This window comes from Salinicoccus luteus DSM 17002 (assembly GCF_000712035.1).
GTDB classification, from domain to species: domain Bacteria; phylum Bacillota; class Bacilli; order Staphylococcales; family Salinicoccaceae; genus Salinicoccus; species Salinicoccus luteus.
Genome location: NZ_JONV01000012.1, coordinates 1 through 26,487, shown reverse-complemented (window position 1 = coordinate 26,487; position 26,487 = coordinate 1). Strand labels below are relative to the sequence as shown.

The 26,487-nt window shown below is 49.1% G+C and carries 29 protein-coding genes; 10 read left to right on the top strand and 19 right to left on the bottom strand.

Translation table 11 applies throughout. The features are described from left to right. Nucleotides 1–3: 3 nt before the first annotated feature. Genes BO53_RS0109515 through kynU form a run of 3 tightly spaced genes read right to left on the bottom strand, consistent with a single transcriptional unit; the run spans nucleotide 4 to nucleotide 2,736 of the window. Complete coding sequence (locus tag BO53_RS0109515) at nucleotides 4–846, bottom strand: tryptophan 2,3-dioxygenase (protein ID WP_031547629.1); 843 nt, start codon at nucleotides 844–846, stop codon at nucleotides 4–6. Beyond that, the gene (locus BO53_RS0109510; RefSeq protein WP_031547627.1) at nucleotides 839–1,474 is read right to left on the bottom strand and encodes a cyclase family protein; all 636 of its coding nucleotides are present in this window, start codon (nucleotides 1,472–1,474) and stop codon (nucleotides 839–841) included. The genes BO53_RS0109515 and BO53_RS0109510 overlap by 8 nt, the downstream gene beginning before the upstream one ends. Continuing rightward, nucleotides 1,471–2,736 carry a kynureninase gene (gene kynU, locus BO53_RS0109505; RefSeq protein ID WP_031547625.1) on the bottom strand — a complete coding sequence of 422 codons (1,266 nt, stop codon included), beginning with the start codon at nucleotides 2,734–2,736 and terminating at the stop codon, nucleotides 1,471–1,473. The genes BO53_RS0109510 and kynU overlap by 4 nt, the downstream gene beginning before the upstream one ends. Before the next feature lie 144 nt (nucleotides 2,737–2,880). On the opposite strand from kynU, the gene BO53_RS0109500 reads away from it, so the two are divergent. Both BO53_RS0109500 and BO53_RS0109495 read left to right on the top strand, forming a co-directional pair. Continuing rightward, nucleotides 2,881–3,603 carry an SDR family NAD(P)-dependent oxidoreductase gene (locus BO53_RS0109500; protein ID WP_031547623.1) on the top strand — a complete coding sequence of 241 codons (723 nt, stop codon included), beginning with the start codon at nucleotides 2,881–2,883 and terminating at the stop codon, nucleotides 3,601–3,603. A gap of 26 nt (nucleotides 3,604–3,629) precedes the next feature. Then, complete coding sequence (locus tag BO53_RS0109495; protein ID WP_031547621.1) at nucleotides 3,630–4,055, top strand: hypothetical protein; 426 nt, start codon at nucleotides 3,630–3,632, stop codon at nucleotides 4,053–4,055. Between the two features lie 50 nt (nucleotides 4,056–4,105). Here BO53_RS0109495 and BO53_RS0109490 read toward each other — a convergent pair whose 3' ends face one another. Beyond that, on the bottom strand, nucleotides 4,106–6,457 hold the full coding sequence (locus tag BO53_RS0109490) for a glycogen/starch/alpha-glucan phosphorylase (protein WP_031547619.1): 2,352 nt from the start codon (nucleotides 6,455–6,457) through the stop codon (nucleotides 4,106–4,108). Beyond that, on the bottom strand, nucleotides 6,454–7,932 hold the full coding sequence (gene malQ / locus BO53_RS0109485; protein WP_031547617.1) for a 4-alpha-glucanotransferase: 1,479 nt from the start codon (nucleotides 7,930–7,932) through the stop codon (nucleotides 6,454–6,456). Before malQ ends, BO53_RS0109490 begins: the two co-directional genes overlap by 4 nt. 121 nt (nucleotides 7,933–8,053) lie before the next feature. Here malQ and BO53_RS0109480 point away from each other — a divergent pair, with 121 nt between their 5' ends. The 6 genes from BO53_RS0109480 to BO53_RS0109455 all read left to right on the top strand — a co-directional run bounded on the left by BO53_RS0109480 (nucleotide 8,054) and on the right by BO53_RS0109455 (nucleotide 13,129). Then, a complete protein-coding gene (locus tag BO53_RS0109480; protein ID WP_031547615.1) occupies nucleotides 8,054–8,755 on the top strand; it encodes a YjjG family noncanonical pyrimidine nucleotidase in 702 nt (233 codons plus the stop codon). A gap of 72 nt (nucleotides 8,756–8,827) precedes the next feature. After that, the gene (locus BO53_RS0109475) at nucleotides 8,828–9,742 is read left to right on the top strand and encodes a metal ABC transporter solute-binding protein, Zn/Mn family (protein WP_031547613.1); all 915 of its coding nucleotides are present in this window, start codon (nucleotides 8,828–8,830) and stop codon (nucleotides 9,740–9,742) included. 13 nt (nucleotides 9,743–9,755) lie between these two features. Further along, nucleotides 9,756–10,481, top strand: a complete 726-nt coding sequence (locus tag BO53_RS0109470) for a metal ABC transporter ATP-binding protein (RefSeq protein WP_031547611.1) — start codon at nucleotides 9,756–9,758, stop codon at nucleotides 10,479–10,481. Next, nucleotides 10,474–11,352: a metal ABC transporter permease gene (locus BO53_RS0109465; protein ID WP_031547609.1), complete on the top strand. Its 879-nt coding sequence runs from the start codon at nucleotides 10,474–10,476 to the stop codon at nucleotides 11,350–11,352. Before BO53_RS0109470 ends, BO53_RS0109465 begins: the two co-directional genes overlap by 8 nt. Continuing rightward, nucleotides 11,349–12,449: a metal ABC transporter permease gene (locus tag BO53_RS0109460; protein ID WP_037342117.1), complete on the top strand. Its 1,101-nt coding sequence runs from the start codon at nucleotides 11,349–11,351 to the stop codon at nucleotides 12,447–12,449. The genes BO53_RS0109465 and BO53_RS0109460 overlap by 4 nt, the downstream gene beginning before the upstream one ends. A gap of 26 nt (nucleotides 12,450–12,475) precedes the next feature. After that, complete coding sequence (locus BO53_RS0109455; RefSeq protein WP_031547605.1) at nucleotides 12,476–13,129, top strand: metal-dependent transcriptional regulator; 654 nt, start codon at nucleotides 12,476–12,478, stop codon at nucleotides 13,127–13,129. 70 nt (nucleotides 13,130–13,199) lie between these two features. Here BO53_RS0109455 and BO53_RS0109450 read toward each other — a convergent pair whose 3' ends face one another. The 3 genes from BO53_RS0109450 to BO53_RS0109440 form a co-directional block, all read right to left on the bottom strand. Beyond that, nucleotides 13,200–14,030, bottom strand: a complete 831-nt coding sequence (locus BO53_RS0109450) for a manganese catalase (RefSeq protein WP_031547603.1) — start codon at nucleotides 14,028–14,030, stop codon at nucleotides 13,200–13,202. A 140-nt stretch (nucleotides 14,031–14,170) separates the two neighbouring features. Then, nucleotides 14,171–14,782, bottom strand: coding sequence for an NAD(P)H:quinone oxidoreductase (wrbA, locus tag BO53_RS0109445; RefSeq protein ID WP_031547601.1), 612 nt, complete (start codon nucleotides 14,780–14,782; stop codon nucleotides 14,171–14,173). 42 nt (nucleotides 14,783–14,824) lie between these two features. After that, entirely contained in the window at nucleotides 14,825–15,265 is a 441-nt protein-coding gene (locus tag BO53_RS0109440; RefSeq protein ID WP_031547599.1) for a MarR family winged helix-turn-helix transcriptional regulator, read from the bottom strand. A gap of 183 nt (nucleotides 15,266–15,448) precedes the next feature. On the opposite strand from BO53_RS0109440, the gene BO53_RS0109435 reads away from it, so the two are divergent. Next, a complete protein-coding gene (locus BO53_RS0109435; protein ID WP_031547597.1) occupies nucleotides 15,449–17,041 on the top strand; it encodes a BCCT family transporter in 1,593 nt (530 codons plus the stop codon). A gap of 54 nt (nucleotides 17,042–17,095) precedes the next feature. Here the strand turns inward: BO53_RS0109435 and BO53_RS0109430 are convergent, their stop codons facing one another. The 11 genes from BO53_RS0109430 to BO53_RS0109380 form a co-directional block, all read right to left on the bottom strand. Further along, nucleotides 17,096–17,563: a Dps family protein gene (locus BO53_RS0109430; protein WP_031547595.1), complete on the bottom strand. Its 468-nt coding sequence runs from the start codon at nucleotides 17,561–17,563 to the stop codon at nucleotides 17,096–17,098. 88 nt (nucleotides 17,564–17,651) lie between these two features. Continuing rightward, nucleotides 17,652–18,317 carry a Crp/Fnr family transcriptional regulator gene (locus tag BO53_RS0109425; RefSeq protein WP_031547593.1) on the bottom strand — a complete coding sequence of 222 codons (666 nt, stop codon included), beginning with the start codon at nucleotides 18,315–18,317 and terminating at the stop codon, nucleotides 17,652–17,654. A 183-nt stretch (nucleotides 18,318–18,500) separates the two neighbouring features. Next, entirely contained in the window at nucleotides 18,501–19,283 is a 783-nt protein-coding gene (locus tag BO53_RS0109420) for a Cof-type HAD-IIB family hydrolase (RefSeq protein WP_031547591.1), read from the bottom strand. Between the two features lie 84 nt (nucleotides 19,284–19,367). After that, the gene (locus BO53_RS0109415; RefSeq protein ID WP_031547589.1) at nucleotides 19,368–20,084 is read right to left on the bottom strand and encodes a hypothetical protein; all 717 of its coding nucleotides are present in this window, start codon (nucleotides 20,082–20,084) and stop codon (nucleotides 19,368–19,370) included. Between the two features lie 71 nt (nucleotides 20,085–20,155). Beyond that, the gene (locus BO53_RS0109410; RefSeq protein ID WP_031547587.1) at nucleotides 20,156–20,776 is read right to left on the bottom strand and encodes a hypothetical protein; all 621 of its coding nucleotides are present in this window, start codon (nucleotides 20,774–20,776) and stop codon (nucleotides 20,156–20,158) included. A gap of 129 nt (nucleotides 20,777–20,905) precedes the next feature. Continuing rightward, the gene (locus tag BO53_RS0109405; protein WP_031547585.1) at nucleotides 20,906–21,496 is read right to left on the bottom strand and encodes a hypothetical protein; all 591 of its coding nucleotides are present in this window, start codon (nucleotides 21,494–21,496) and stop codon (nucleotides 20,906–20,908) included. Then, on the bottom strand, nucleotides 21,480–22,979 hold the full coding sequence (locus BO53_RS0109400) for a sodium:solute symporter family protein (RefSeq protein ID WP_084185008.1): 1,500 nt from the start codon (nucleotides 22,977–22,979) through the stop codon (nucleotides 21,480–21,482). The genes BO53_RS0109405 and BO53_RS0109400 overlap by 17 nt, the downstream gene beginning before the upstream one ends. Then, nucleotides 22,966–23,217: a hypothetical protein gene (locus BO53_RS0109395; protein WP_051683083.1), complete on the bottom strand. Its 252-nt coding sequence runs from the start codon at nucleotides 23,215–23,217 to the stop codon at nucleotides 22,966–22,968. Before BO53_RS0109395 ends, BO53_RS0109400 begins: the two co-directional genes overlap by 14 nt. A gap of 169 nt (nucleotides 23,218–23,386) precedes the next feature. Further along, nucleotides 23,387–23,803, bottom strand: coding sequence for a universal stress protein (locus BO53_RS0109390; RefSeq protein WP_031547579.1), 417 nt, complete (start codon nucleotides 23,801–23,803; stop codon nucleotides 23,387–23,389). Nucleotides 23,804–23,828: 25 nt separating this feature from the next. Next, the gene (locus tag BO53_RS13420; protein ID WP_051683082.1) at nucleotides 23,829–24,155 is read right to left on the bottom strand and encodes a YrhK family protein; all 327 of its coding nucleotides are present in this window, start codon (nucleotides 24,153–24,155) and stop codon (nucleotides 23,829–23,831) included. Between the two features lie 151 nt (nucleotides 24,156–24,306). Beyond that, nucleotides 24,307–25,302: a zinc-binding dehydrogenase gene (locus BO53_RS0109380; RefSeq protein WP_031547574.1), complete on the bottom strand. Its 996-nt coding sequence runs from the start codon at nucleotides 25,300–25,302 to the stop codon at nucleotides 24,307–24,309. A gap of 139 nt (nucleotides 25,303–25,441) precedes the next feature. On the opposite strand from BO53_RS0109380, the gene BO53_RS0109375 reads away from it, so the two are divergent. Continuing rightward, a complete protein-coding gene (locus BO53_RS0109375) occupies nucleotides 25,442–26,407 on the top strand; it encodes a threonine ammonia-lyase (protein WP_031547572.1) in 966 nt (321 codons plus the stop codon). Nucleotides 26,408–26,487: the final 80 nt, after the last annotated feature.

Below are 26,487 nucleotides of genomic sequence, written 5' to 3'. Positions count from 1 at the left end.
CTCCTATAGTTCTGATCTTAGTTCCCAGAGTTCCTTGAAAAAATAGTTATCAATCACACGCTTCAGGTAGTTTACACCGGAGCTGCCTCCTGTGCCCTTTCTGAATCCGATGATGCGTTCGACCGTCTTCATATGCCTGAACCGCCATTGGCTGTACAGATCCTCCACATCCACGAGTTTCTCCAGCATCTCATAAAGCTCAAAGTATTCATCGGTGTTCAGATATATCTGCTTGAACGCCTCTTTGACCGAGGCATTCGGCACATATGACTCCGTCACATCACGCTCAAGCACTTCCTCGTCTATCACGAATCCGGCCCTGGCGACAGCCTTGATGGCCTCATCATAGATGCTCGGCTTGTTGAGCTGTGCCTTCAGCATATCATGGACGATTGAATCCTTCTCATATATCTTCAGGGCGTGTGTCGTCTTATAGCCGAGACTGAACTCCATCATGCGGTTCTGGTACGACTGGAAACCTGATGCGTTGCCGAGGCTGTCGCGGAATTTCAGGTAGTCGCTCGGCGTCATGGTGGAGAGGACATCCCACGCTGAAATGATCTGCCTCTGGATGTTCGTCACCCGTGCCAGCTTTTTGAATGCCATCCTGAAGTCGTCGTCCTGGATATCCGATATTGCGGAGTTAATTTCATGGATGATCAGCTTCATCCATAGTTCCGATACCTGATGGATGATGATGAAAAGCGTCTCGTCATGCTGCTCAGTCATCGTATTCTGTGAGAATAGAATGCGATCGAGGCTCAGATATTCGCTGTATGTCATATCCTTCAGGAAATCCGTCTTTACATCTTCTCCACTGATTGTATGGTCCTGATAGTCACTCATCACCGAACCCTCCTCTATACCGCAGTGCTGCACGTACAGGTGATCCATCGGCGCCCTGTATCTTCAATGGCAGTGCCACAAAGTCATAGTAGCCCGGTTCTACATCATCCAAGACTGCATTCTCCAGAATCATGATATCCCGTTCATACAGCAGATGGTGGATGTCGAGCGTCTTCGAATCGATGGCATCAACCGAAGTGACATCGATGCCAAAGAGCTTGATACCGCAGGAAGCCATGTACTCGACCGCCCGCTTCTCAAGCACCGGAATGGATTTGGGAAACACTGTGCGTTCTGTCCTGTTCTTCGTCCTGATCAGCAGCGTGGTCCCTTCAATCCTGTAGGGTTCGATGTCCTCCAATGTAATGGTCGTCCCGGCATCCACTCCAATCACCGTCGCCTCGCCGATGTATCGGTTGATATCGAGCACATCCACCGTTGCGCCTGCATCATCAAAATGGAATGGCGCGTCGATATGGGTGCCGATGTGGGTACTCGTCTCGATCTTCCCTATATTGACTGACCCGCTCTCCGCCTTCGTCACCGTGCGCGCGTAGCTGAACGGCGTATCCTCGGGCCAATGGGCGATTCTGTCATCGAGCGCCTGTGTAATGTCCTGCCACATCATGCAATCACTCCCCGTTTATTATCAAATTGTTCGTACAGCCGGTCATCCATGATCTCCTTCAGGATCATTACGGTATGATGGACGTCTTCGAATGAATTGTATAATGCAACAGGCGCAATCCTGACATAACTTGGTGCCCGAAAATCAGGGATGACGCCCTTCGACTTCAATGCGGCATTGATGCCGGCAGCTTTCAGGTGGCCAATCAGTATGTGTCCGCCCCGGGCGTCATGACTCCTTGGCGTGACGATGTCGATGTCATGGTCACGGAGTACATCTTCGATCATCTCGATCATGAAACCCGTCAGTTCAAGCGACTTGCGCCGTATATTTCCGATGCCCGCTTCCGTAAACATTTCCAGTGCCCCCAGAAGCGGCGCCATGGAAAATATATGGGGCGTGCCTACCTGGTATTGGCTGATGTCTGATGCCTGATCGAAAGTGTGTCTCATGTCGAACTGGGTCTCCTTGTTGTTGCCGAACCATCCCTTCAGGCTTACCGGATGATGGTGGTGCTTCTCATTCACATACAGGCCGGCCACGGATCCCGGTCCGCCATTCAGATGCTTATATGTACACCATACAGCGAAATCCACACCCCACTCCTTCAGCTGGTGCGGAACGGAGCCGATGGAATGGCAGAGGTCGAATCCGATGATGATTCCTTTTTCATGTGCCCTTTGTGTAATCTTCTCCATTTCCAACACCTGTCCACTGCGATATAGAACCGACGGCAGCAATACCAGTGCAATACTCTCGTCCATCATATCAATGATCCGGTCGGTGGACAGCAGATGACCGTCTTCAGAAGGCACCTTCACCATGCCATCGCCATACCCATGGTCTTCAAGTATGGACTGCACCGCGTAGATGTCCGATGGAAAATTCAGATCATCGACCAGTATCCTGTGGCGTTCATCCGTCGGGTGGTAGAGCGTCCGGATGGTCTGGTGGATATTCATCGTCGTGGAACTCGTCGCCAGCACCTCATGGCTATCCGCCCCCACAAGTTCCGCCATCATCCCTCCGAGTTTCTCGCTCATGTAGAACCAAGGGCGTTCCCCATTGGTCCACCCATCGATTCCATGATGCTTCCAGTCTTCCATCACATCAAGCATACTCTGTTCCGCACGCCTGCTCATCAGACCGAGCGAATTTCCATCCATATAGTATACAGCGTCCCCTAAATAGAATTCCTCCTTGTAAGCTGCAAGCGTGTCCCGCTCATCCCTATGACGTGCCTCATCCAACCACTGCTTCATACTGATGCCTCCTATTATCCTTGTCATGTAAGCCTTTTCTTTCATTATACAGTGATTTTACCACATGAAAAGCCTCATCAGTGCCTGCACCCCATGTCTTTGATACAATGGAATTATAAAACTGTTGATAAGGAGAATCCATCTATGCAGGAAATCAAAGGAAAATATGCTGTAATTACAGGGGGCACACGAGGCATCGGCCTTGCCACCGCCCATGCACTTGCTGAGGAAGGCGTCAATGTTGCAGTAATAGGACGTAACCCGGATACGTTGAAAGACGCTGTCGGCGAGCTCCAGAACCATGGAGTCCAGGTCGTTGCCCTGAACGGGGATGTTTCAAACAAGGAAGATGTCGACCGCATGCTGGGCGAAGTCAACGATGCATTCGAACGCATCGATATTCTGATCAACAATGCAGGCATCATGAACCATACATCTTTCCTGGAAAGCTCTGAAGAGGATCTGCGCAAAATGATGGACGTCAATGTATTCGGCATCTATCATATGATGCATGGCATTCTTCCGATGATGAAACAGCAGGGCCAAGGGGATGTCATCAACATATCCTCCATGTCCGGACTTAAGGGAACAAAAGGCAGCTCACTCTATTCCGCGACAAAATTCGCTGTCATCGGCATGACTGAAGGTGTCATGCAGGAAATGCGCCAGCACAACATCCGGGTCTCCTACCTGACTCCATCCGCCGTACTCACCGATCTGATTGGGGAGACGGGACTGAAGGAAGAGACGATGACCCATGCAGAAGATATGGCGGACATCATCGTCAGCCAGCTCAAACTGAATCCGAGAACCTTCATCAAGACAAGTCAGATGTGGGCGACCAACCCCACACCGAAGGATCAATAGAAAATAATCGGTAAGGAAGTGATTTTATGGCAGGACCGGCACTCAGACAGCTGCACGCACATAAAGCGATTCATGACGCAAGCCTGGGAGGTGCAGAAGACCACGTCGCTGATATGAAAACTCTACTGAACAAACTGGAACACAAAGAACTCGCTGAAGAAATGCAGTCGTTCATCGAGTATGTCGAACAGCGTATACTCACACACGCAGACAGTGAAGAGGAAGATAATGGCCTATACGAGGAGGCGGTCAACAAGAACCCCGATCTCCATGATAAGGTTCAGCATCTGACACGTGACCATGATCTGATGCGCATCATGATTGAACGCATGAAGGAAGAGCTGGCGAAGGACGAAGTCGATTTCCAGAAACTCATCGACTATTCCGTATCCATCATCATCGTGGATGAAATCCATTCACGGGATGAGGAAAGCTTCCTGCTCGCTGAATAGAAATAAGCCTGATCCAAAAAGGATCAGGCTTATTTTTTGATTCTTCTTTCCTACTGCTGTTTGCTTACATGCCAAATCTCAGTCGCATACTCCTCAAGCGTTCTGTCGGAAGAGAACTTACCTGCATTGGCCATATTGATGAAGCCTTTTCTATAGAAAGCTTTCTGGTCTTTGAAGTCGCTGGCAATCTGGTCCTGAGCCTGACGGTAGCTTTCAAAGTCCTCCAATATGAAGTACTGGTCTTCCCCGGTCAGGCTGTTGTACAGATCCTGGAACATACCAGTGTTATTATCGTGGAAAGTGCCGTCGATAAGCGATTCCACCACCTGTTCCAGTCCTTCGGTCCGCTTCATCGCTGCCACAGGGTCATAATCGCCCCGTTTTTCCACGACTTCTTCCACTTCCATGCCGAAGATGTAGTTGTTCTCTTTCCCTGCCTCTTCGACAATTTCAACATTGGCACCATCCATCGTCCCTACTGTAACTGCGCCATTCAGCATGAACTTCATATTGCCTGTCCCCGATGCCTCTTTGCCTGCAAGGGAGATCTGTTCAGATACATCCGCTGCCGGGAACAGCCTTTCAGCATAGGAGACACCATAATTTTCAACGAAAACGACCTTGATGATCCCGTTCACGTCCGGATCGGTGTTCACCCTGCCCGCCAGCTCATTGATATACTTGATGATCGCCTTGGCCATATAGTATCCGGGTGCGGCTTTCGCACCGAAGATGAATGTCCGTTTCGTCCATTCCCCCTCGGGATCCGCTTTGATGCGGTTGTACAGGTCTGCAATGTAGAATGCCATCATCAGCTGGCGCTTGTACTCATGAAGCCTCTTGATCTGAATGTCGAAGATGGAATCGGGATCGATGTCGACTTCCTCGTGAAACTGGATATACTCGGAAAGCTCCCGTTTCTTTTCGCGCTTGATATCGATGAACCGTTCCAGCACAGATTCGTCATCCTGCATGGATTCGAGCCCCTTCAGCTGTTCGAGTGAAGTCACCCATTCATTCGACCCAAGGAGATCCGTAATCATTGCGCTCAGCTGCGGATTGGACTGGAGCAGCCACCTTCTTTGCGTGATGCCGTTCGTTTTATTGAGGATGCGGTCCGGGAACATATCGTGCCAGGATTTAAGGACATCCGTTTTGAGCAGTTCGGTATGGATGGCTGCCACTCCGTTCACTGCACGCGTTGCATAAATCGACATGAATGCCATGTGGATGGAATTCCCCTGTATGATGAGGAAGTTGTGCCAATTATCCTTGTCGACCTGCCACTCCTTCAGCTCCCTCACGAGGCGGGCATTGATCTCCTCGATATAAGGATAGAGGTTCGGCAGTACGGATGTGAAGAGCCCCTTGTCCCATACTTCCAGTGCTTCTGCAAGCAGTGTATGGTTTGTATACGCCATGGTTTTTTGGGTAATGTCGAATGCTTTTTCGAAATCCACACCTTCTTTTTCAAGCAGGCGGATCAATTCCGGAATGGCGAGTGCCGGATGGGTATCATTCAGTTGGATGGAATGCAATTTCGAAAAATCATCGAAACTTTTGTGGCCTTCCGACTTATAATTTTTCATCAGGTCCTGCAGCGAGGCCGACGTAAAGAAATACTGCTGTCTGAGTCTCAGCTTTTTGCCTTCATTTGTCGAATCGTTCGGGTACAGGATGCGAGAAATCGTCTCCGCTTCATTCTGTGCCTTGACGGAGTCGATATATTTCCCTCCATCAAAGGCCTGGAAGTCGAACTTATGGATGGCTTCCGCCTTCCATAGCCGCAGTGTATTGATCGTATCTCCTCCGTACCCTACAATCGGCATGTCGTATGGCACAGCTTCCACCTTGTCGTTGTCGCTGAATTCAACGATTACCGTATCGTTGCTGTTCTTTATCAGCCATGGGTTGTCATGCTCGAGCCATGGGTCCGCCTCCTCCACCTGGAATCCATTTACAAAGTTCTGTTTGAATATTCCATACTGGTAAAGTATGCCATAGCCGGAAAGCGGATAGTCGAGTGTGGCGCCGGAATCGAGGAAACATGCCGCCAGACGGCCGAGTCCTCCGTTTCCGAGTCCTGCATCGTCTTCAGCATCTTCCAATGCATTATAGTCGACCCCCATCTCCTCCAGAGTCCGTTTGACTTCCCCGTCTATGCCCAGGTTTACGAGATTGTTGCTCAGCGCCCGTCCCATCAGGAATTCAGCAGACAGGTAATAGGCCTGCTTCTTTTTTCTGAATTTACTCTTTGATTCAATCCATTCAGGCACAAGATACTCCATGACAGCATTGCCGACCACATTGAATTGTTCTTTTTCGTTCAGTTCGTAAAATGATTCCCCGTGACTTTCATAGGCTTTGCCTTCAATCCTATCCTTGAGTTGTAGTGATGTCATAGTGACCTCCCGTATCGTTCATTTAGTTTTTTTAGATGTTCCTTGTGTTTCTTCTGCAAGTCATCCTGCGTCAGTCGCCATTCCCAGTTGCCGCCAATGGTTGATGGCACGTTGAAGCGTGCTGAATCATCGAGTCCAAGCAGATCCTGAACAGGGATGATGGCCATATTGGACGTGGAGGCAAAGACGCCCCGAATCAGTCCATTGACATAACCTTCCTCTTCGGTCAGGTTCAGATAGTCCCGGGCGGCTTCGACGGCTTCGTCGTCTGCACTATCAAGCCATCCCTGCATCGTCTGGGTATCATGGTTGCCGGTATAGGCGATCGTATGCCTGGTGTAGTTGTGGGGAAGGTATCCCTCTTCCCCACCGAACCCGAACTGGAGTACCTTCATGCCCGGATAGCCGGTCTCGTCTATCAGATCATACACTTCCTGGGTCAGGAAGCCGAGATCTTCAGCAAGGATTTCCTTCTCACCAAGCTGTTCCCTGATGGCTTTGAAAAGGGACATGCCAGGACCCTTTACCCACTCGCCATTTTCAGCGGTCTCGTCCTCAGCCGGCACTTCCCAATAGGCTTCGAATCCCCGGAAGTGGTCGATGCGGACGGCATCATACAGTCGGAAGCTCTCTTCCACCCGGCGGATCCACCACTGGTAGCCTTCCTTCTCCATCCGTTTCCAATCATAGATCGGATTGCCCCAGAGCTGTCCGGTATCGCTCATCATATCAGGGGGTACTCCGGCGACTACACTCGGTTCCAGATTATCCTTCAGCTTGTAGAGGTCAGGCCGTGACCAGACATCTGCGCTGTCTGCAGCAACATAGATTGGAATGTCCCCTATAATCCTTATGCCCTTCTGATTGGCATAATGCTTGAGGTCACCCCAATGTTCGAAGAAAAGATACTGGGTGAAGATCCAGAAGTGTATGCTTTTTCTGTTCTTTCCGTGGAAATCATCCAGCACCTTCCCATCACGGAGGCGGTAGGGTGCCGGCCATTCTGTCCACGCCACATTCCCATGCGCCTTTTTGATGGCCATGAAAGAGGCAAAGTCGGGCAGCCAGTCCTCATGTTCAGCTGCGAATCGGTCCAGCTCCTCTTCAATTTCAGGATAGGCCCGCTGGAATGCCTTATCGAGCAATGCCATTTTTCCTTCATATAATTTTGCATAATCCACACATTCTTCATCTTCTCCAAGGTCTGTACGGATGATTTCCGATTGTTTCAGCCAGCGCGCTTCCACCAGCCGGTCGAAATCGATGAAATACGGGTTGCCGGCAAAAGCGGAGAAACTCTGGTAGGGCGAATCCCCAAAGCTCGTAATGCCAAGCGGCAGTATCTGCCAGTACTTCGTTCCTGTTGCGGACAGGAAGTCCACGAAACGATAGGCATGCTCACCAAAGTCGCCTATGCCATATTTCCCGGGTAATGATGATACATGCAGCAGCAATCCACTCGAACGGTTTTCCATAAAGGGCCCTCCTCTGTTATGCAAACGTTTGCATTTTATTATTCCATTATAGCATATATACTTATGATTAAATAATCTTATGATGGGATGATGAACACGTCCCCTACGGGAGGAATGACAGTTGGACCAATATCACACATTGCTTTTTGACCTGGATGATACGCTGCTTGATTTCGGCAGAGCCGAGCAGACTGCACTTGAAAATGTAATGGCCCATTTCGATATGGAGGCCACGCCAGAATCTTTTCAACTATACAGGGAAATCAATAAGGCACATTGGGAAATGCTTGAACAGAACGAGCTTTCGAAAAATGAAGTGCTCTCCTTGAGACATGAACGATTTTTTGAGGCACTCGGAAAAAAGGTCGACGGCAGCGATGTGGATCTGCTCTACAGGAAATCCATCGCAGAGCATGGACATCATCTTTTTGATGGAGCGCTTGAAGTCGTGGAAGAACTTTCCCGAACACACCGCCTATTCATCATTACGAATGGTGTCAAAGAGACACAGCAGAAACGCCTGCAGCACTCCGGCCTGCTGCCCTATTTTTCCGGTGTCTTCATCAGCGAGGACACCGGATACCAGAAGCCGATGAGGGCGTTTTTCGACTACGTTGCCGCCCGCATCGAGCATTTCGACAGAAAAAGAGCATTAATCATCGGTGATTCCCTCACTTCGGATATAAAAGGGGGATATAACAGCAATATCGATACATGCTGGTACAATCCGTTTGGTAAATCCAACCCCTTTTCTTTTTCCCCTCACTACGAAATTAAACAACTAAATGAAATATATCAGATTTTAACGAGCCGAACCTCTTGATCCGGCTCTTTTTAGGTTTGACTAAATCATTAGTTTAGGGTAACCTAAATAAAAACAGGCAGGAGGTATACCATGAAGAAAATCCATTCACTCTTCATCTTAGCTGTATCCTTGATGCTGGTCATGGGGTGCAGTGACGCAGAAAGCAGCGAGGATGACCGCCCTGACGTAGTAGTGACGACCACCTTCATATACGATATGGTCCAAGTCATCAGCGAAGACGTCGATGCATTCGACACCTCACTGGTCATCCCTGCAGGGGAAGACCCCCATATCTATCAGCCGAAAGCCAGTGACCTGAAGCTGATTCTTGAAGCCGATACGCTGCTCTATCAGGGGCTGAACTTCGAAGGCCGTATGGTCGATGTGCTCGAAGAGGGTGTATCCGTCACACAAGACTTCAATAATGATAATCTGATGTTCGAAGGCGAAGGAGAGGCGGACCCCCATTTCTGGTTCGATATCGACCTCTATAAATCAGCCACGAACACTGTATATGAAACCTTGGCGGCAGCATATCCCGAACACTCGGAGGCTTTTCTGCTGAACAGGGATGCCTACTTTGAAGAACTGGATGCGCTTGATTCCTATGTAAGGGAGCGTATCGAGGAGATTCCACCTTCATCCCGGCTGGTCATCACGCCGCATGATGCCTTCGGGTATCTCGCATCGAACTACGATCTCGAGGTCCATGCGCCCCAGGGCATCTCCACCGACTCCGAAGTCTCTAACAGTACGATAGAAGAAACAGCCAACCTCATCATGTCCAGGGACATCAAAGCCATATTTGTGGAAACCACTACAAACCCGGATCAGATGAGACGGCTCCAGGAAATCATCCACTCCAGAGGGGGCGCCGTGGAAGTCGTCGGAAGCGAAGGAGAAGCACTGCTTTCCGACTCGCTCGCCCAGGAAGGGGACAGCGGTGATACGTACATCAGCATGTTCAGACATAACATCGATACGATCACGGAACATCTGAAATAAAGGAGGAAAACATATGACACCACTCATCACTGTAAAAGATCTGAATGTCGCCTATCAGGAGAAGCCGGCATTATGGCACGTCAACATGTCAATCCAGGAAAACAGCAGAACCGCCATAGTAGGCCCCAACGGGGCAGGCAAATCGACACTCATCAAATCGATCATGAAGTTGATCCGCCCTGTATCTGGAAAGATTGAAATCGAGGGCAGGGATGCCAGACATGCTCTGAAGCGGGTGGCATATGTCCCGCAGAAAGGAGAAGTCAACTGGGATTTTCCAGCCACTGTACTGGATGTCGTGCTTATGGGACGCTACGTCCATAAAGGATGGATCAAGCGCCCGAATCGCAAGGATGAAAGCATTGCCCTATCCGCTCTGGAAACAATGAAGATGGAAGCTTTCAAAAACCGTCAGATATCAGAGCTTTCAGGCGGACAGAAACAGCGGGTCTTCATTGCACGCGCCATCGCACAGGATGCAGATATCTATATTATGGATGAACCACTGCAGGGAATAGACATCACGACTGAAAAGCTGATCATCGGCATAATGAAACAGCTGCAGCAGGAGGGCAAGACATTCATCGTTGTCCACCATCACCTGGATACAGTTGAAGAATATTTTGATCATGTCGTTATACTGAACAAGACCGTCATCGCCGAAGGCACAATCGGCTCCGCATGGAGGAAAGAAAATATCAACAGAGCCTACTATGAGATGAGTGGTTCTCATGATTGACATACTATCCGGCTACACCTTCCTGATTGTCGCGTTCGGCACAGTCATACTGGCCTTTGCCTCCGGAGTCATCGGTACGGTCAGCGTCATAAAGGGGCAGAGCCTGATCGGGGATGCCATCGGCCATGCCACCTTCCCGGGTATAGTGATTGCCTTCATGCTCGTGGGCATCCGCGATACATTCTCTCTGGCACTTGGTGCCCTCATACTTGGCATCGTCGCATTTTTCATCATCCAGCTCATTACTGAACAGTCCAAAATTACGCTGGACAGCGCCCTTGCGCTTGTGCTCTCCTCATTCTTCGGGCTTGGTATGGCATTGATGAGTTTTGTCCAGGGAAACCCGAATTTCGATGGAACCCAGGGTCTGTCGGATTATATATTCGGCCAGGCAGCCTACATGCTGAGAAGTGATGTTTATCTCATAATCGCAGCCTCCATATTAAGCCTGCTCATATTTGCACTATTCTACCAGCAGATCAAAATATATATATTCGATCCGATATACAGCCGAAGCATCGGCATCAGCAATCCGCTCATGAACTTCATGATATTGGCGATTACAATCACATTGATTGCGGTGGGACTAAAAGCTGTGGGGGCCATCCTCATTGTCAACTTGCTGATCGCCCCGGCAGTGATCGGCCAGCTGTGGTCGAACCGTTTTTTCCATGTGCTGCTTATTGCAGGGACAACAGGGGCAGCCGCCGCTTTCATTGGAACCTACATCAGCACCGCTGGAGATGACATTGCCACCGGCCCTGCAATCATACTGGTGTTATCCGCCTTCGTCGTCCTCTCACTGATTTTTTCAAGGAAAGGGCTGCTCAGGCGCAGCATCCAGAAAAGGAAGATTGGTGAACGCACATGATGGTTGAAGTCCTTTTTGTGCTCATTGTGACAGCCATGGCGACCAGTCTGCTTGGCGTATTTCTTGTACTCCGGGGCATGGCCATGGTTACAGACGCGATCAGCCATACCATACTGCTTGGCATCGTACTTGCCTTCTTCATCACAAACGACATTCGTTCCCCATGGCTCATCATTGCAGCAAGTCTGGTCGGGGTACTCACCGTCTACATCATAGAACTGGTCTCACAGACCCGGCTGATCCGGCAGGACGCGGCCATCGGCTTCGTTTTTACCGCCCTGTTTGCCATTGCCATCATCCTCGTCTCAAAATATGCCGGCGATGTCCATCTGGATCTTGATGTCGTACTTATGGGTGAAGTCATCTTTGCACCATTCAACCGCATCGAAATTCTCGGGTTCAGCATCCCAAATGCACTGTGGCAGCTCTCCATTATACTGCTCATCAACATCGCATTTGTCCTTCTGTTCTACAAGGAGCTGAAGATAACGAGCTTTGACCCCAAATTTGCATATATCGCCGGCTTCTCTGCTGCATTCATCCACTATGCCCTGATGACGCTCGTTTCCGTCACTGCGGTCGCGGCCTTTGATGCTGTAGGTTCAATACTCGTCATCAATTTCTTTGTCGCCCCGGCCCTTACCGCGTATCTGCTTGTCAAACGCATGGGGTCGATGATCATGCTCTCCCTATTCTTTGCTGTTCTGAACAGTGTCGCCGGCTACTACACCAGCTTCTACTTCGACCTGTCTGTAGCAGGCACGACATCCTTCATTGCCCTGATCACATTCATGATCGTTTTTTTGTTCAACTCCAATGGTTGGGTCAGCAGCCGCATCCAGAAGGCGCGTCAGAAAAAGCAGTTCAACCGTGCAATGATACTGATGCTTCTGAATGAACAGTCCCATGAATCTCTGACGCAGGAGGAGATCATGTCCCATTTCAACTTGACGCCGAAACAGTTCAACCGCCATATCGACCACCTGCTGCTGAATGAATATATTGAAAAGCAGAATAAAAAATACAGACTGACACCACGTGGTGTGGAGTTCACCCACTATACGCGCATCAAGTATGAACTGCCTGAAATGATATAACATAAATGAGAAATGGAGGGCTGGATGTGAGTCCCACTAAAGAAGACTATCTAAAAATACTTTTCGAGCTCGGGGGGAGGACCGAACAGGTGCCCAACAAGGAAATTGCCAATCGTTTGAATATCTCCCCGCCCACTGTGACAGAAATGATGAACAGTCTCGTCAAGTCCGGCTGGGTTGCATATACGCCCTATAAAGGCAGCAAACTCACCAGGGAAGGTACAGAATACGCAAAAAAACTGATCCGTAAACACCGCCTATGGGAGGTGTTTCTTGTGAAACACCTCGGCTTCTCCATAAATGAAGTCCATACGGAAGCTGAAATGCTGGAGCATGCAACGAGTACGATACTTGCGGATAAGCTTGAACACTACCTTGATTATCCAGCACACTGTCCCCATGGCGGCGCCATATCCGTTGAACATATGGATGCTCAGGAAGTGAGGACGCTGCACCTGACCGAAGCTGAAATCGGAGTCCCAGTGCGCATCTCCCGCATCGTTGATGATGAAAAACTTCTCCATTATTTTAAAAACCATGACCTGAAGATCGGCGACCCTGTTACAGTAACCGATAAGGATAGCGGGCTCGATCTCCTCACATTGCATCATGGAACATCCAACAAGGAAATTCAGATCAGCCAGACAGTTGCCCAGTACCTCTTTGTCGAACACATATAATATAAAAAGCATTCCTTCCATGAGTGAGCATCTCATTGGAAGGAATGCTTTTATTGTTTTATCACTTCACCTATTTCTTGTCTTCAAATGGTGGTGTATTGTGCATATAGCCTGGTGCCGGCTTCAGTACAGGAATGTCCCCATATGCCTTCGGTGTACTTTCATACTGGAATTCTGCCGCACCGTCCGGTGTCACGCCATCCATCCAGGCGAGCTGTGAACTCTGTTCGCCTTCCGAGAAGTTGATGAGTCGGTGGGAGAACTCTGTCGCTTCCATATCATTTGTGACCGTAGATGGTGTCACTACACCTTCCTTCTCTTCCAGATCCTTGATGGCTGCAATCCACTGGTTCTGGTGCATGGTATCCCTCGCCAACAGGAATGAAAGCATCTTCTTGACGCCCGGGTCGTCGGTCATTTCATACAGACGGGCCACTTGCAGACGGCCTTGGGACTCTGCATTCAAGTTCGCCCTCATATCCGCCAGCAGGTTGCCGCTGGCTATGATGTAGCCACCGTTCCATTTCGCACCTGCGCTGTCCTCGGGTCCTGCACCGAGGCCGGTGACAATTGCATGGTGTGGGTTCATGCCGCTCATTATGGCACCGACTGCCGGATCCTTCATCGCCTTCTCCTGCTCGTCGATCGGCGCGCCATCAAGCAGTCTTGCCACCATTGTCGCGAGCATCTCTATATGTCCAAGCTCTTCGGTCCCCGTATCCATTACAAGGTCTTTATACTTCTCGTTTCCTCTTGTGTTCCATCCCTGGAATAAGTATTGCATCGCTACTGTCATTTCGCCATACTGTCCGCCGATGACTTCCTGCAACATCTTCGCATATACCGGATTCGGTTTTTCCGGCTTGGACTCGAACTGCAACTCTTTTCTATGGTAGAACATAATATCCCATCCTTTATCATATGTTTACACAGTCTAAATTTACCCCTTAAGGGCCCCCCCGAAACATCTAGTTGGAATTTATCTTGACAAAAACGACCGGGGAACGAATTCCCCGGTCGTTTTCACATCATTTTATTCTTCTACTGACCTTGCCCATCCTTAATCCATTTGGCGGTCTCGACTGTACGTTTTGCCTGATGCTTCACCGCTTCTTCAATATCTTCCACGATACCCTCTTCGCCTGCTGTTGCAGAGACACCGTAAGGGTTGCCGCCGGATGCAAACTGTACAGGGTCTGTATAGCCCGGTGGAACGATGATTGCTCCCCAGTGGGCCATCGTTTTATAGATGGATAATACTGTGGCTTCCTGACCACCATGGGAGTTCTGTGCAGAAGACATTGCACTGACCACTTTATTGACCAATTTGCCCTGTCCCCACAGACCACCTGTGGTATCGATGAATGCCCGGAATTGGGAAGCTTCCACGCCAAAACGCGTTGGTGCACTGAAGATGATGGCGTCTGCCCAATCCAGGTCTTCAGTCGTCGCCTCTTCAACATCTTGCGTCTTCTCGTAATGCTCTTTCCAGGCAGGATTCTGCTCTATTGCTTCCATTGGTGCTGTTTCCGGCACTCTGCGCAGCCTTACATTCGCTCCAACACTCTTACCTGCTTCCTCGGCCCATTGGGCCATCTGATGATTGGTACCAGTCGAACTATAGTATATTACTGCCAAATTCAGTTCTGCCATGATATCTCTCCTTTGTAAGAATGATGCCACGGATAAGACACACTATATCGAAACATTCTTCCCCAATTTCTTGAGCAGGTCGATCAATTGCGCCTTCTCTTCTGGATCGAGCCCGCCCGCCACCTGTTCCAGGCGCTCGGCATGCTCGGGGAATATCTTATCCATCAACGCTTGTCCTCTACCCGTGAGCGAAACATATGAAACACGGCGGTCCGCTTCATACTGTTCCTTTTTGACATAATCCTCCCTCTCGAGGTTGTTGACCACGTATGTGATGGAACTCGAGGATATCAGCACTTTCTCCCCGATATGCTGCACCTGCTGCGGGCCTTTGCTGTACAGCAGCTCCAGTACAGCAAAGGCCGTCGGGTTGAGGCCGTGTGTGCGCATGTCCTTAAATGCCTCAGTCTGGAAAGCATTAAAAGCATGGTGTAGGACGACATAGAGTTTCAGGGACAATTCCCTGTTATTTGAGGCTTTCATTTCTTCACTTCTCCATTCATCTGTAATTCCATCCTGATCGAATGGATAACCTTTATATTATTGTACTATACCTCAATTCCCAGCCAATGTATAAATTTCATGTTTTAATATGTTAGCATGGTGTATATGTGTATTGTACATGTTAAATGAATGTAAAAATCAAATACGTGAGGAGAATAACTTATGTCAAGCGAACCAAAGAAAAGCGGTTGGAAGAAGATTGACTGGAAAATCTTTCTCCCCTCCATACTTCTGGTTTTAGCAATCAGCATTCCGTTCTCCCTTTATGAATCGGAATCACTGACATTGCTCAATGGTATTTTCAATCAGATTGTTTCCTCCTTCGGTTGGGGTTACATCTGGTACGCGACCCTACTTCTTGTTGCGGGACTCTATCTGTCGTTCTCGAAATATGGTCAGGTTGTACTTGGAGAACCGGATGAACGGCCGCGTTTTTCACTATTTTCATACGCCTCTATACTTATTGCGATGGGACTTGGTTCCACCATTATGAGAACCGGTATGGTGCAATGGGCAGAAGTTTCGAATAATCCACCCTTCGGCATCGAACCGGGTTCGGGCGAATCTTTCCTCTGGGGGAACGCCTATGCGATGTACATGTGGAGTTTTCAGATCTTTTCAATATTCGTCATGACAGCTCCAGCCATCGCTTATATCATTCATGTAAAAAAACGTCCGATGATGCGCATTTCCGAGGCCACACGGGTGATTTTCGGGGACCGCTTTACGGACGGTATCGGCGGCATCGTCATAGACATCCTTTTCCTGGTCAGCATACTCTCAGGTGCTGCAGTAACACTCGGCCTCGGCACACCGATCATTACATCGAATCTTGCTGCGCTGCTCAATACCGAAGTAACATTCACCATGACAATGATCGTTACCTTCATCTGGGTCGCATTGTTTTCACTCAGTGCCTACTTGGGCATTGAGAAAGGAATAAAGCGTCTCAGTCTATTGAACATATATCTGGCTGCATTCCTGGCATTGTTCATTCTTGTTATCGGACCAGGCATATTCATCATGGACTTCTTCACAGACACCATCGGTCATCTGCTGAACAACTATATGACATATTCGCTATTTACGGATTCGGTGGCGGTGGAACAGACGGCGCATATGAGGGACCACATGATATTCTGGATTGCCTACAGTGCCACGTGGGCCATGCTGCACAGTGTATTCGCAGCTAAGATTTCACGTGGCCGGACGATTAAAGAAATGATTCTGACATATCTTCTGGCACCGACAGCCCTTTCCTGGGTGGCCACAGGCATCCTGGGCGGCATCGGCGTCCATAGACAATTGAATGGAGAACTTGATGTCCTCTCTCTCGCCCAAGAGCAGGAAGCGGTACAGATCATCCCTGACATTCTTCAGACATTGCCATGGTCGGGAATGGTAATGGTCCTCTATATCATCATTGCGATGATATTCCTGACGACCACGCTCGACTCCACCACATTCACAATTGCCGCCTATACCAGCAGGGAGGACATGAGTGAAAATGATCCATCGAAGTTCATGAGAATTTTCATCGCCTTTGTCATCACAGGAATGGCACTCGTCTTCATGCAGATCGGTGGACTTGCACCGCTTGAAGTCATCTCGGGCATGATGGGACTGCCAATCATCGTCTTGCAGTTCCTGACCATCTATGCTGTCAAGAAGATGATTGATGAAGATGAAGCATGGAAATACAATATCAGAAGACCGAACAGTGAAAATGTGGATGTTTATGGATATAAGAAGTAGCACAGAAAATGATCCGGCCTCACATTGCAGGCCGGATCATTTTTGTAATTCCTATTATTGGCTGACTTCTTTTCCAAGGAAGGATTTGAGCATCCAGTTATTCTTCTCGATATCGGTGATCATGCCGATGAAGATGTCTGCCGTGCGATCATCTCCGGCATCTTCTGCAATTTTGATGCCTTCATCCAATTCCTTGATGACAGCATCATAATCCTGTGCCAGCTGCTTCACCATTTCATTCGCGTCAATGTCATATTCCGCTTCCTTGACGCTTGCCTTCTCAATGGCATCGGACTGCTTTCCGATTGGCTCTCCACCAATCGCGAGCAGCCTTTCTGCGAGTTCATCCACATAAGTGGAGGCAGTGTCATAGAGTTCTTCGAATTTGTCATGCAGGGAAAAGAAGTTGTGGCCTTTTACATACCAGTGATAGTTATGCAGTTTTGTCCATAGTACTGTAAAGTTGGCGACTTGAAGATTGAGTGCTTCTCTTACTTCCTGCTTCTTATCTGAATTAGCCATCCATTATCACCTTTCCTTTAATGTAATCATGATAACTATACCCTGGGCACGGGAATTCAAACGCCTGACCGTCGCCTCCACACATTCGTCACAGTATTGAATAGTCGAGCACCCGGTAGACCCTGTTGTCGACCTTTCCAATTACTCCATCAGACTCGAGCTTCTTGAAAATGCGGGTCAAAGTTTCCGGCTGCATGCTCAGGTAGGAGGCGAGATCCTTTTTCGTCATTCCGAGCGTCAGAAAATCCTCATCATCGGCATGTGTCCGTATATACTCGATCAGACGCTCTTCACTGTTCAGCAGTGCAATATTCGTCGCCTGCTGTTCCACTTCATTCAACCGTCTGGAGAAACGTTCGATAATCTTGATGCCGATATCCGGATACTCCTTGAGCAGGACATACAGATCGGACTTCCTGATTTCGCACACCCTTGAATCCTGCACAATCTCTGCATAGGAGTCATGCAGTGCATCTTCTCCAAAAAGGGCCAGTTCACCGGTGAAGTCACCCGGCATCAGCACCCGGATCAGCTGTTCCCGCCCTTCCTCATTCAGTCGATAGATCCTGATTTTCCCCCTGTGGAGGACGAACAGCGAATCTTTTGGTTCTCCTGCCATATAAAGGTGACCATGCTTGGCATATGATCGCGATTCCACTTTCCTGAACACTTCATTCATTTCCTCTTCAGTCAGATGATTGAAGATTGGTACATTCCTGACACACATCTTATGGTTGCCGTGGTTTGCTGCCAAATTATCTCCTCCCTGTTCATATATCTGCGTCCTTTCCATTCCTGTACCGTGTATTTCATGCTTCCAGTATCCTTTTCACTTATCATTATATCCCAAGATGGCACTTTAGAAATTGATGACGGTCAATATTTCGGGAAAATAAAAAAGACTGCAAAATTGCAGTCCTTTTCTGGTCCATTATTACTATTTGAGCAGTCCGGCCATTTGGAGGCCATGCAGGATACCGTCCTCATCCACATCTTTGGTGACATATTTCGCATGCGACTTCACTCTGTCCGCTGCATTGCCCATCGCAAAACTGTGATGCACCGTGCTCAGCATTTCCAGATCGTTCGGGCCATCCCCGAATGCATATTGCCTGTCGGCGGGCAATCCGAGACGGTCGATCACCTTTTCAATGCCATTCGCCTTCGAGCCTCCCTTTGGCAGGACATCGACCGATACGGGATGCCATCTGATGAAGTCGAAGGCATCATAGGCCGCTTCGTACTGCTGCTCCTCCCCTTCCGGGCAGAACAGCAGTGTCTGGTACAGTTCCTTCACCTCATGATAACTCGGATCATGCCCTGGCATCATATCGAGCTTCAAAGTGGATATGCCTTCTGTAATGTACTCATGCTCGGGAACATTGGACATCATGTCATCCTCATTCAGGTAGACGACAGGATGGTCGTTTCCGAGCGCTTCCTCAGTCATCTTATCCAATGCCTTTGCATCCAGTGGATTCTTGTAGATGACCTCCCCTTCCAGCACCACATACTGGCCGTTGAAGCTTACGTATGTTTCGATTCCGAGGGACTCCCTGAGTTCCTTGAACATAAACGGGGCCCGGCCTGTGGCAATTGCGACAATATGTCCGGCATCCTTCAATTCGCCTACTGCACGCCTCGTAGATTCTGGTAGTTTCTTTTCCCGGTTCAGCAATGTGCCATCAATATCAAAGAAAATTATGCTTCTGTCCTTCATCCACTGCACCTCATCCTGAATTTTAATATTATGAAATCCCTCTTATCATACATTATGAAAAGCCTTCCATGTCAAAGGAAGCCTCTATTCCGTCTTCTCTTTCAGATTCTCATACCACTCATTCGTTGTAGAACCATTCCGGTCATTGAGGTAGATGCGGATATTGCCGGTTACAACGACAAGCATGTCACTGGTACGATCCTCGATGTTCATGTCATATAATGCTTCTTCACCCTCTATGAAACCATGGAGCTGCAGGTGGGTGCCGAAGAGATTATGATTGAATGGAATCTCTGGTGCTTCCGAGGTCATCTCCACACGATCGATATCATCAAAGGGAATTGGCGGTTCATCGTTTATTGCGATACCGTCTGTATCAAACTCGACATCCACATCATCTACGCTCTGGTTCCAAAAAGCGACCAGACCACCAATGATGATCACCAGCCAGAATCCAGCCATCAACAGGTGGCTCTTCGAATATGTAACTGTATAGAGCTTCAAATCAACAATAACATTCAAAATCAGCAGCATGCCGACCACCGATACAATTGCCCATATCGACAGTACTGGGTCGAAGAACAGATGAATGGATAACGCCATCAGGGATAGCACGAGCATAATAATGAGAAAAATGCGTTCTATCTTTCCGATCCCGAGATTCTGCACTTTAAGGTAATCATCATCTGTAAAGCGGCGATCATCGAAGCTGAAGTAGTTTCTTTTTTCGGAAAAGAAATGCGTGTAGAAGTTCTGGATCAGGATACCAGCCAATAGAATATAAGTTAAGGTGAATATCATCGTCATACCTCCTTAGGGAATTATGCCATACCGGGGGAGGAATGACAAAAAGAGCATGGCTGAACCATGCTCTATTGAACCTTGTCCTTCAGTTCCTCATACCACTTTTCTGTGGTTTCAGGCGAAACAGCATTGATATGATACTGTTCCCTGTCTGTCACCACTTTTATGCTTTCTTCAGATTTATCTCCCAAGGCTATAACATATCTGCCCTCTCTGTCCTCAAACTTTCCGTTCATATGGTTGCCGAACCCGAACACATAATGGTTATACGGGACATTCGGAGTATCCTTCGTCATTGTCACATCTGTTATATTTTCATAGAAAATATAATGCTCCTCTTCCTTCTCCATCATATACTCCTCAGAGAAGAGCAGCTTCGGCGATGATACACTCTTGTCTATGGCAAAACTTCCCGCTGATACAATGCCTGCCACACTTATCACTGCTGTAGTGGCAAACAGGCGGTCTTTAAGCTTCCTGTAGATATTGAAGTCGATGACCACCTGCAATCCGAGCAGCATGAGGACCAGCATCAGGCTGAACCAGTTGGCAATGACCGGATTAATGAACAGGAATATGATGAGTCCTGTAATATACACAATCGCTACAGGGACTAAAGTGGATTTTTCCAGCTGATGCAGCCGTTCCATATCCAGATCCTCAAGGTTTTCGGCCTGTTTAAATCTCATTTCTCCTAATTTGAAGGTGAGAAAGCGATTTGGATCGGGTTCTGAAATAGAATAGATCAATATACCCTTCACTAAAATATATCCAATTATAAAGTACAGGACTATATTGATCATCCTGCTTCTCCTTTCCTACTTCATCAGGTCAACGCCACTTGCCCAGCGTCTGCTCATGAAATTCTCTGAGTCCCCTGTGTTTGCATTGATGTAATGTATTTCCCTCCCGGTCTGACCTTTCATCTCGACTTTCCATAGCGGCAGATGGACGAGTCTCGGCTCGGATTGTTCGTGGCCGGGCTTTTTGAGCACATAGGAACGGTCTATCTGGTTGCTTTGCACATCCTTGATGTATTGTACGACCGCCTGGGCGTCGATGATATGGCTGATGATCCTGTCCTTCTCCACTGCTGTTTCGGATATGAAGGGAACAGTGGAGAGCAGTCCCCGGTATCCGGATACAGCATCGACGAATATGATATTGGGTATCCGTTTCGGTTTGAAGGGCCGCCGTGTGGCAACCACCGTATTCTGTACAATCCACATGAGATGATAGACCACTTCTGCAGCATGGATGTCTTCAGCAATTGCACTTTCGTCCATACCCGGCTTGAACTTCCCTCGTATGCCGAGCGATTTCTTGATGATGCCGGGGAGTTCGTTTACTTCCACGGTCTGCTCCCCGAGTTGTTCAATATATTTCTCCTGCTTACCGATCAGTGTCATAACCATACCCCTCAGGCTGTGTGACGGCAGCTTTCGCTTTTACTTCCGCTTCAATATGCGTATGATAGCGGTCGACCTGGTCCTGTATTTCCCTGGACGGTGGCGCAGTCATCAGGCTGACACCAACAGTCAGTATAAGTGATACCGGCGCTGCAATGATCGGCTCGGCATTCGTCGGCAGAATCTGCAGTGACACGAGTATGAGGAATACGGCTGCACCCCCGAGCATACCCGCAAATGCACCCTGTTTGTTGGCACGCTTCCACCAGATGCCGAGCACAAAAGGAATACCGAACGAGGATAACAGGAACCCGCCAACCCAACCGACCATGATTGCGATGAGCTGCGGCGGATTGATGGCGATGAGTATGCCTGCCACACTGGCCACAAGCATGACAATCAGACTGAGCAGGGTGATCAGACGCTCACTGGCATCCTTGTTGATGTTCTTCTTGTAGATATCATATGCAACACCTGCAGATACGGCGAGCAGCATCGCATCGGCAGATGACATGATGGAGGCAAGGAGCCCCGCCAGCATGATGCCGCCTACAATCGGTGGCAGATAGTGTTCGATGACAGATACAAATATCATATCTGCATTATCCAGCTGATCTGCGATGCCGAGGCTGGCACCGGCCATTGCCACAACCATACCGCTCAAAAAGAGCAGCAGGTAGATGAGCGTACCCCACATGGATGAACGTCGTGCCGTTTTCGCGTCCCTTGATGCAAAATTACGCATGACGACAGATGGCGAGATGATGCCGAACCATAGGAATGCAATGAAGAGACCGAAGTATGCCATCCATGGCTGTGTGACATCACCGAAATTCGGATCGACTGCAAGCGCGTCGTTCAGCAGCGTGAATATCCCGCTGTGATCGAACAGTATAAACATGGCGAGTACCATGACACCAAGGAGCATGATCGCTCCCTGGAACAGATCCGTGTAGGTGATCGCCCACATGCCCCCCAGTGCCGCATAGATTGTGAACCCGAGGCCAAGAATGATGACGGCCCATATATAATCAATACCAAGAACATAAGACCCGATCAATCCTGAAGCCGTCAACTGCGGCACCATATAGAATGTCATTGCCAGCACGACGATGATGGCCGAAAGAATCTGTACGGAGCGTCCGAACCTCTGATCGAAGAAGTCCGGCATCGTCTTGACGCCCGCCCGCCTCACCTGGCCAGAAATGAGGAACATCGCAAAGGGCAGGATGCCGATCGCCCCAAATGCATATGCAAAGAAATACGGCAGACCGAGTGTCACGCCCGAGCCGACTGCCCCCATCAGTGAACTTGAGCTGGCAACGGCAGCTGCGATGGCAAATGCACCGACAAATGTATTGATGTTGGAGCCGGCAGTATAATAATCTGATGAGGATGAACGCGCCCTTTTATAGAAGTAGAGTCCTATCCCGATCATGAATAGAAGATACAGCATTACGATGATCGCTTCAGTTATTCTCATGCGGCCCTCTCCTCTCTGTTTCTTCCTTCACCGATTCCTCAACATGTTCAATCCAGAAAACATAGACGACTGCGAGCATGAACCATAAGATGATGCCGGCCAGCATGAGCCAGGCAGTCAGCGCCACCCCTGCAACATACGTTTCATGTGGCCACCATATCCATACGAATGCCGAATACAGAAGAACGACAATCGCAAGTATGAAACCCGGATCCTTGAATTTTGACCGTTGTGTCATTTCCATCCCCTCCAAAATGATAGTTTCATTCCTTCCCCCTGTTGGTGCCCTTTCGCTTCCGCACCCTACTTTTCTCAATTTTCAAATATTTTATCTCCTTTATAAAATTATCACAAGCCTTTTCTGTGCGCAAGGCGCATAAAAAATAGACAATCCTTTACGGAATTGTCTATTTGACGATCATGACCGGTATTGTGGAGTATTTTGCCACTCTATGGCTGACGCTGCCAAGCACCATCTCCTGGAATATATTCAGTCCTCTGCTGCCGATGACGAGCACTTCATAGTTGCCTGAATTGGCTTCCTCAATGATTTCCCTCGATGGGAGCCCCCGTCTGGCGAGATACTTATGATCAATATCCGCTTCATCAAAATAGCGGATGACGGTGGAAAGTGTATCCTTCTTCTGCTTGTTCCACTCCCTCTCTGTACTCGACCGTACGACATCCTTCTGCGTATCGTCCGGATCGAGCACATGAAGCACTGTGACATTTGCGCCCCCGTCCACCAATCTTGCGGTTTCGTATGCGGCTCTTCTGCTGTTTTCCGAACCGTCTACTGCCAGGAGTACTTTTTTATAATGCATCCATTCATCCTTTCATTCACCCATTTCAATCCGCTTCATCCCGATATGGACGGTTCAGGTCATATTCTTCCTCAGGATGCCCTCCAGTTCTGCGCGTATCCCTTTTCACAAAAAAGGCGTGAATCAGTTTCAGTATCGGCCGCCCCAGAAGCTGCAGGCTCCCGAGCAGGAACAGTAATGTGCCAATTGTTTGTGTCGTACTCCAGAAGAACATGATACTGCCGACTGTAAACCAAAGACCCAGTGATAGATCGTTGATGATCGAGAGCAGTCTGTAGCGCTTCCTGAAAAAAATTTCGAAACGCCCCACATCCAGTTCATACACATCTTTTTCATCTTTGATCTTCGGCATTCCACTCATCTCCTGTCACAGTTTGATAAAGCGACTTAATCCCAACAATACCCTATCTGACACAAATCTAACCGTCGAGTGCTTTTGTAAAAGTCTTCAGCATTGTAGGGCGGACATGAAACACCACTCCATGTCCGCCCTGCAATCGCCGCTATTCATCCATTGTAAATGCGATTTTTCCCATCATATCAGCGCTCTCCAGATAGTTGAAGGCCTCTTTGTAGCCCGATAGCGGATGTGCCTGGTCGATGATCGGCCTGATCTGATGATGCTCTGAAAACTCGAGCATCTGATGGAGCTCCTCGGTACTTGCCATCGTGGAGCCAAGAAGATTGAACTGGCCGTAGAAGAATTTCCTCAAGTTCAATTCTACAGTGTCCCCCGTAGAAGCGCCAAACGCGACAAGCGTTCCGCCCCGTCCGAGTTGATCGAGCGCCTTGTTGAATGTGGCCGCACCGACACTTTCTATGACCACATCCACCTTTTTGCCATCCATGGCATCATCCCAGTCCGCCTCGCTGTCGATGGCGAAATCTGCACCCAACTCCAGCGCCTTTTTGCGTTTTTCTTCGGAGCGTGAAGTGATGTAGACAGTTGCTCCTTTTGCTTTTGCAAACTGGATGAGATATATGCCTGCACCGCCCGTTCCACCCGGAATCAGGACACTCATCCCCTCTTTTAGCCCGGCACGGGTGAACAGGGCACGGTAAGCGGTCATGGCGGATAGCGCAAATGAACCCGCTTCCTCCCATGTCAGATATTCAGGTTTTGGCACCGCATTCTCTTCCGGGACGACAATATACTCCGCAAAGGTCCCATGACCTGGAAGGCCGACAATATCAAACCCTTCAGGGGGCACATCACTGTTCTTCTGCCAGCCCAATGACGGGTTGACGATGACTGGATCACCGGCCTTCACATTGCCGACACCCTCACCTACGGCATCAACGGTGCCCGCGCCGTCAGATCCCAAAATCAGAGCCGGGTCATCCGGCTTATGCCGGTCGGGCACAAACAGATCCCTATGATTCAGGCCTGCAGACTTCAGTCTGATCCTCACTTCGCCCCGGCCGGGTTCCGGTACATCCATATCTCCATAGTGCAGCCCTTTAAGGCCCTGCTCTTTTTCATGAAATACTGCTTTCATTTCTTTTCCTCCTCATTCTTTTTCCTCCTATTCATCATAAGTCTCCTTCCTCCCCGTCCGCAACCGAATTGCCTCCCTATTTATAAAATTGTGAGTTTTTATGACGCGTGTATAATGGGGATGAAAGGAAGGGGATCACATGACAGTTACATTGGGAAAAATCAGGGAGGCACAGTCAAGGATCGGAGCACATGTCGTGGAGACGCCTCTGCACAGGGCACACGCACTGGATAGATTCCTGGGATGCGAAGTCTACCTTAAACTTGAAAACACGCAGGTGACCGGCGCCTTCAAATACCGCGGTGCAATCAGCAAGATCCTCAAATTGTCCAACGCAGAAAGGCAGAGGGGCATCATTACCGCCTCATCCGGAAATCATGGCAAGGCCCTCGCCCATGCCGCAAGGGAACTCGGCATCGAGGCGACGGTTGTCATCCCGGATACTGCACCGCCATTCAAGGCCTCGGCCATCGAACAGTTGGGTGCACATATTGTACAGACCGAAGTCACGGAGCGTTTTGCCGTCAGTGAAAGGATGGCCAAAGAGAATGGATATACACTTTTCCATCCCTATGATGATGATGACATCATGGCGGGACAGGGCACCGTCGGCCTCGAGCTGATGGCACAGCATCCATCCCTCGATACCGTCATTGTGCCCACAAGTGGCGGAGGACTGCTTGGGGGCATTCTGACCGCCATCAAGGAGAGCGCATCCGGCATCCGCATCTTCGGTGCGGAACCTGCAGCAGTGCCCCGGTACAGTGAAAGCCTGGAGCACGGCGGCAGGATGAAGGTCGAAAGCCGCAGTACAATCGCCGATGCACTGGTTTCAGTGCAGCCGGGCGCACGCAATTTTCCGGTTGTGCAGAAATATGCTGATGGTATGCTGAAGGCAGGGGACGAATCGATCCTGAAAGCGATGAAGATGCTGTTGATGGAAGGCAAGATTCTTGCAGAGCCTTCAGCAGCAGTAGGCTTGGCGGCAGTACTGGAAGATGCCTATGCACCAGAGAGGGACGAGAAGGTCTGCTTTGTCATATCCGGAGGCAATGTCGGCTTTGACCAGCTGGGGCAGTTGGAGAATATCCGCTATGACATATGACAAAACGCTATGACATATGACAAAACGCTATGACATATGACAAAACGCTATGACATATGACAAAACGCTATGACATATGA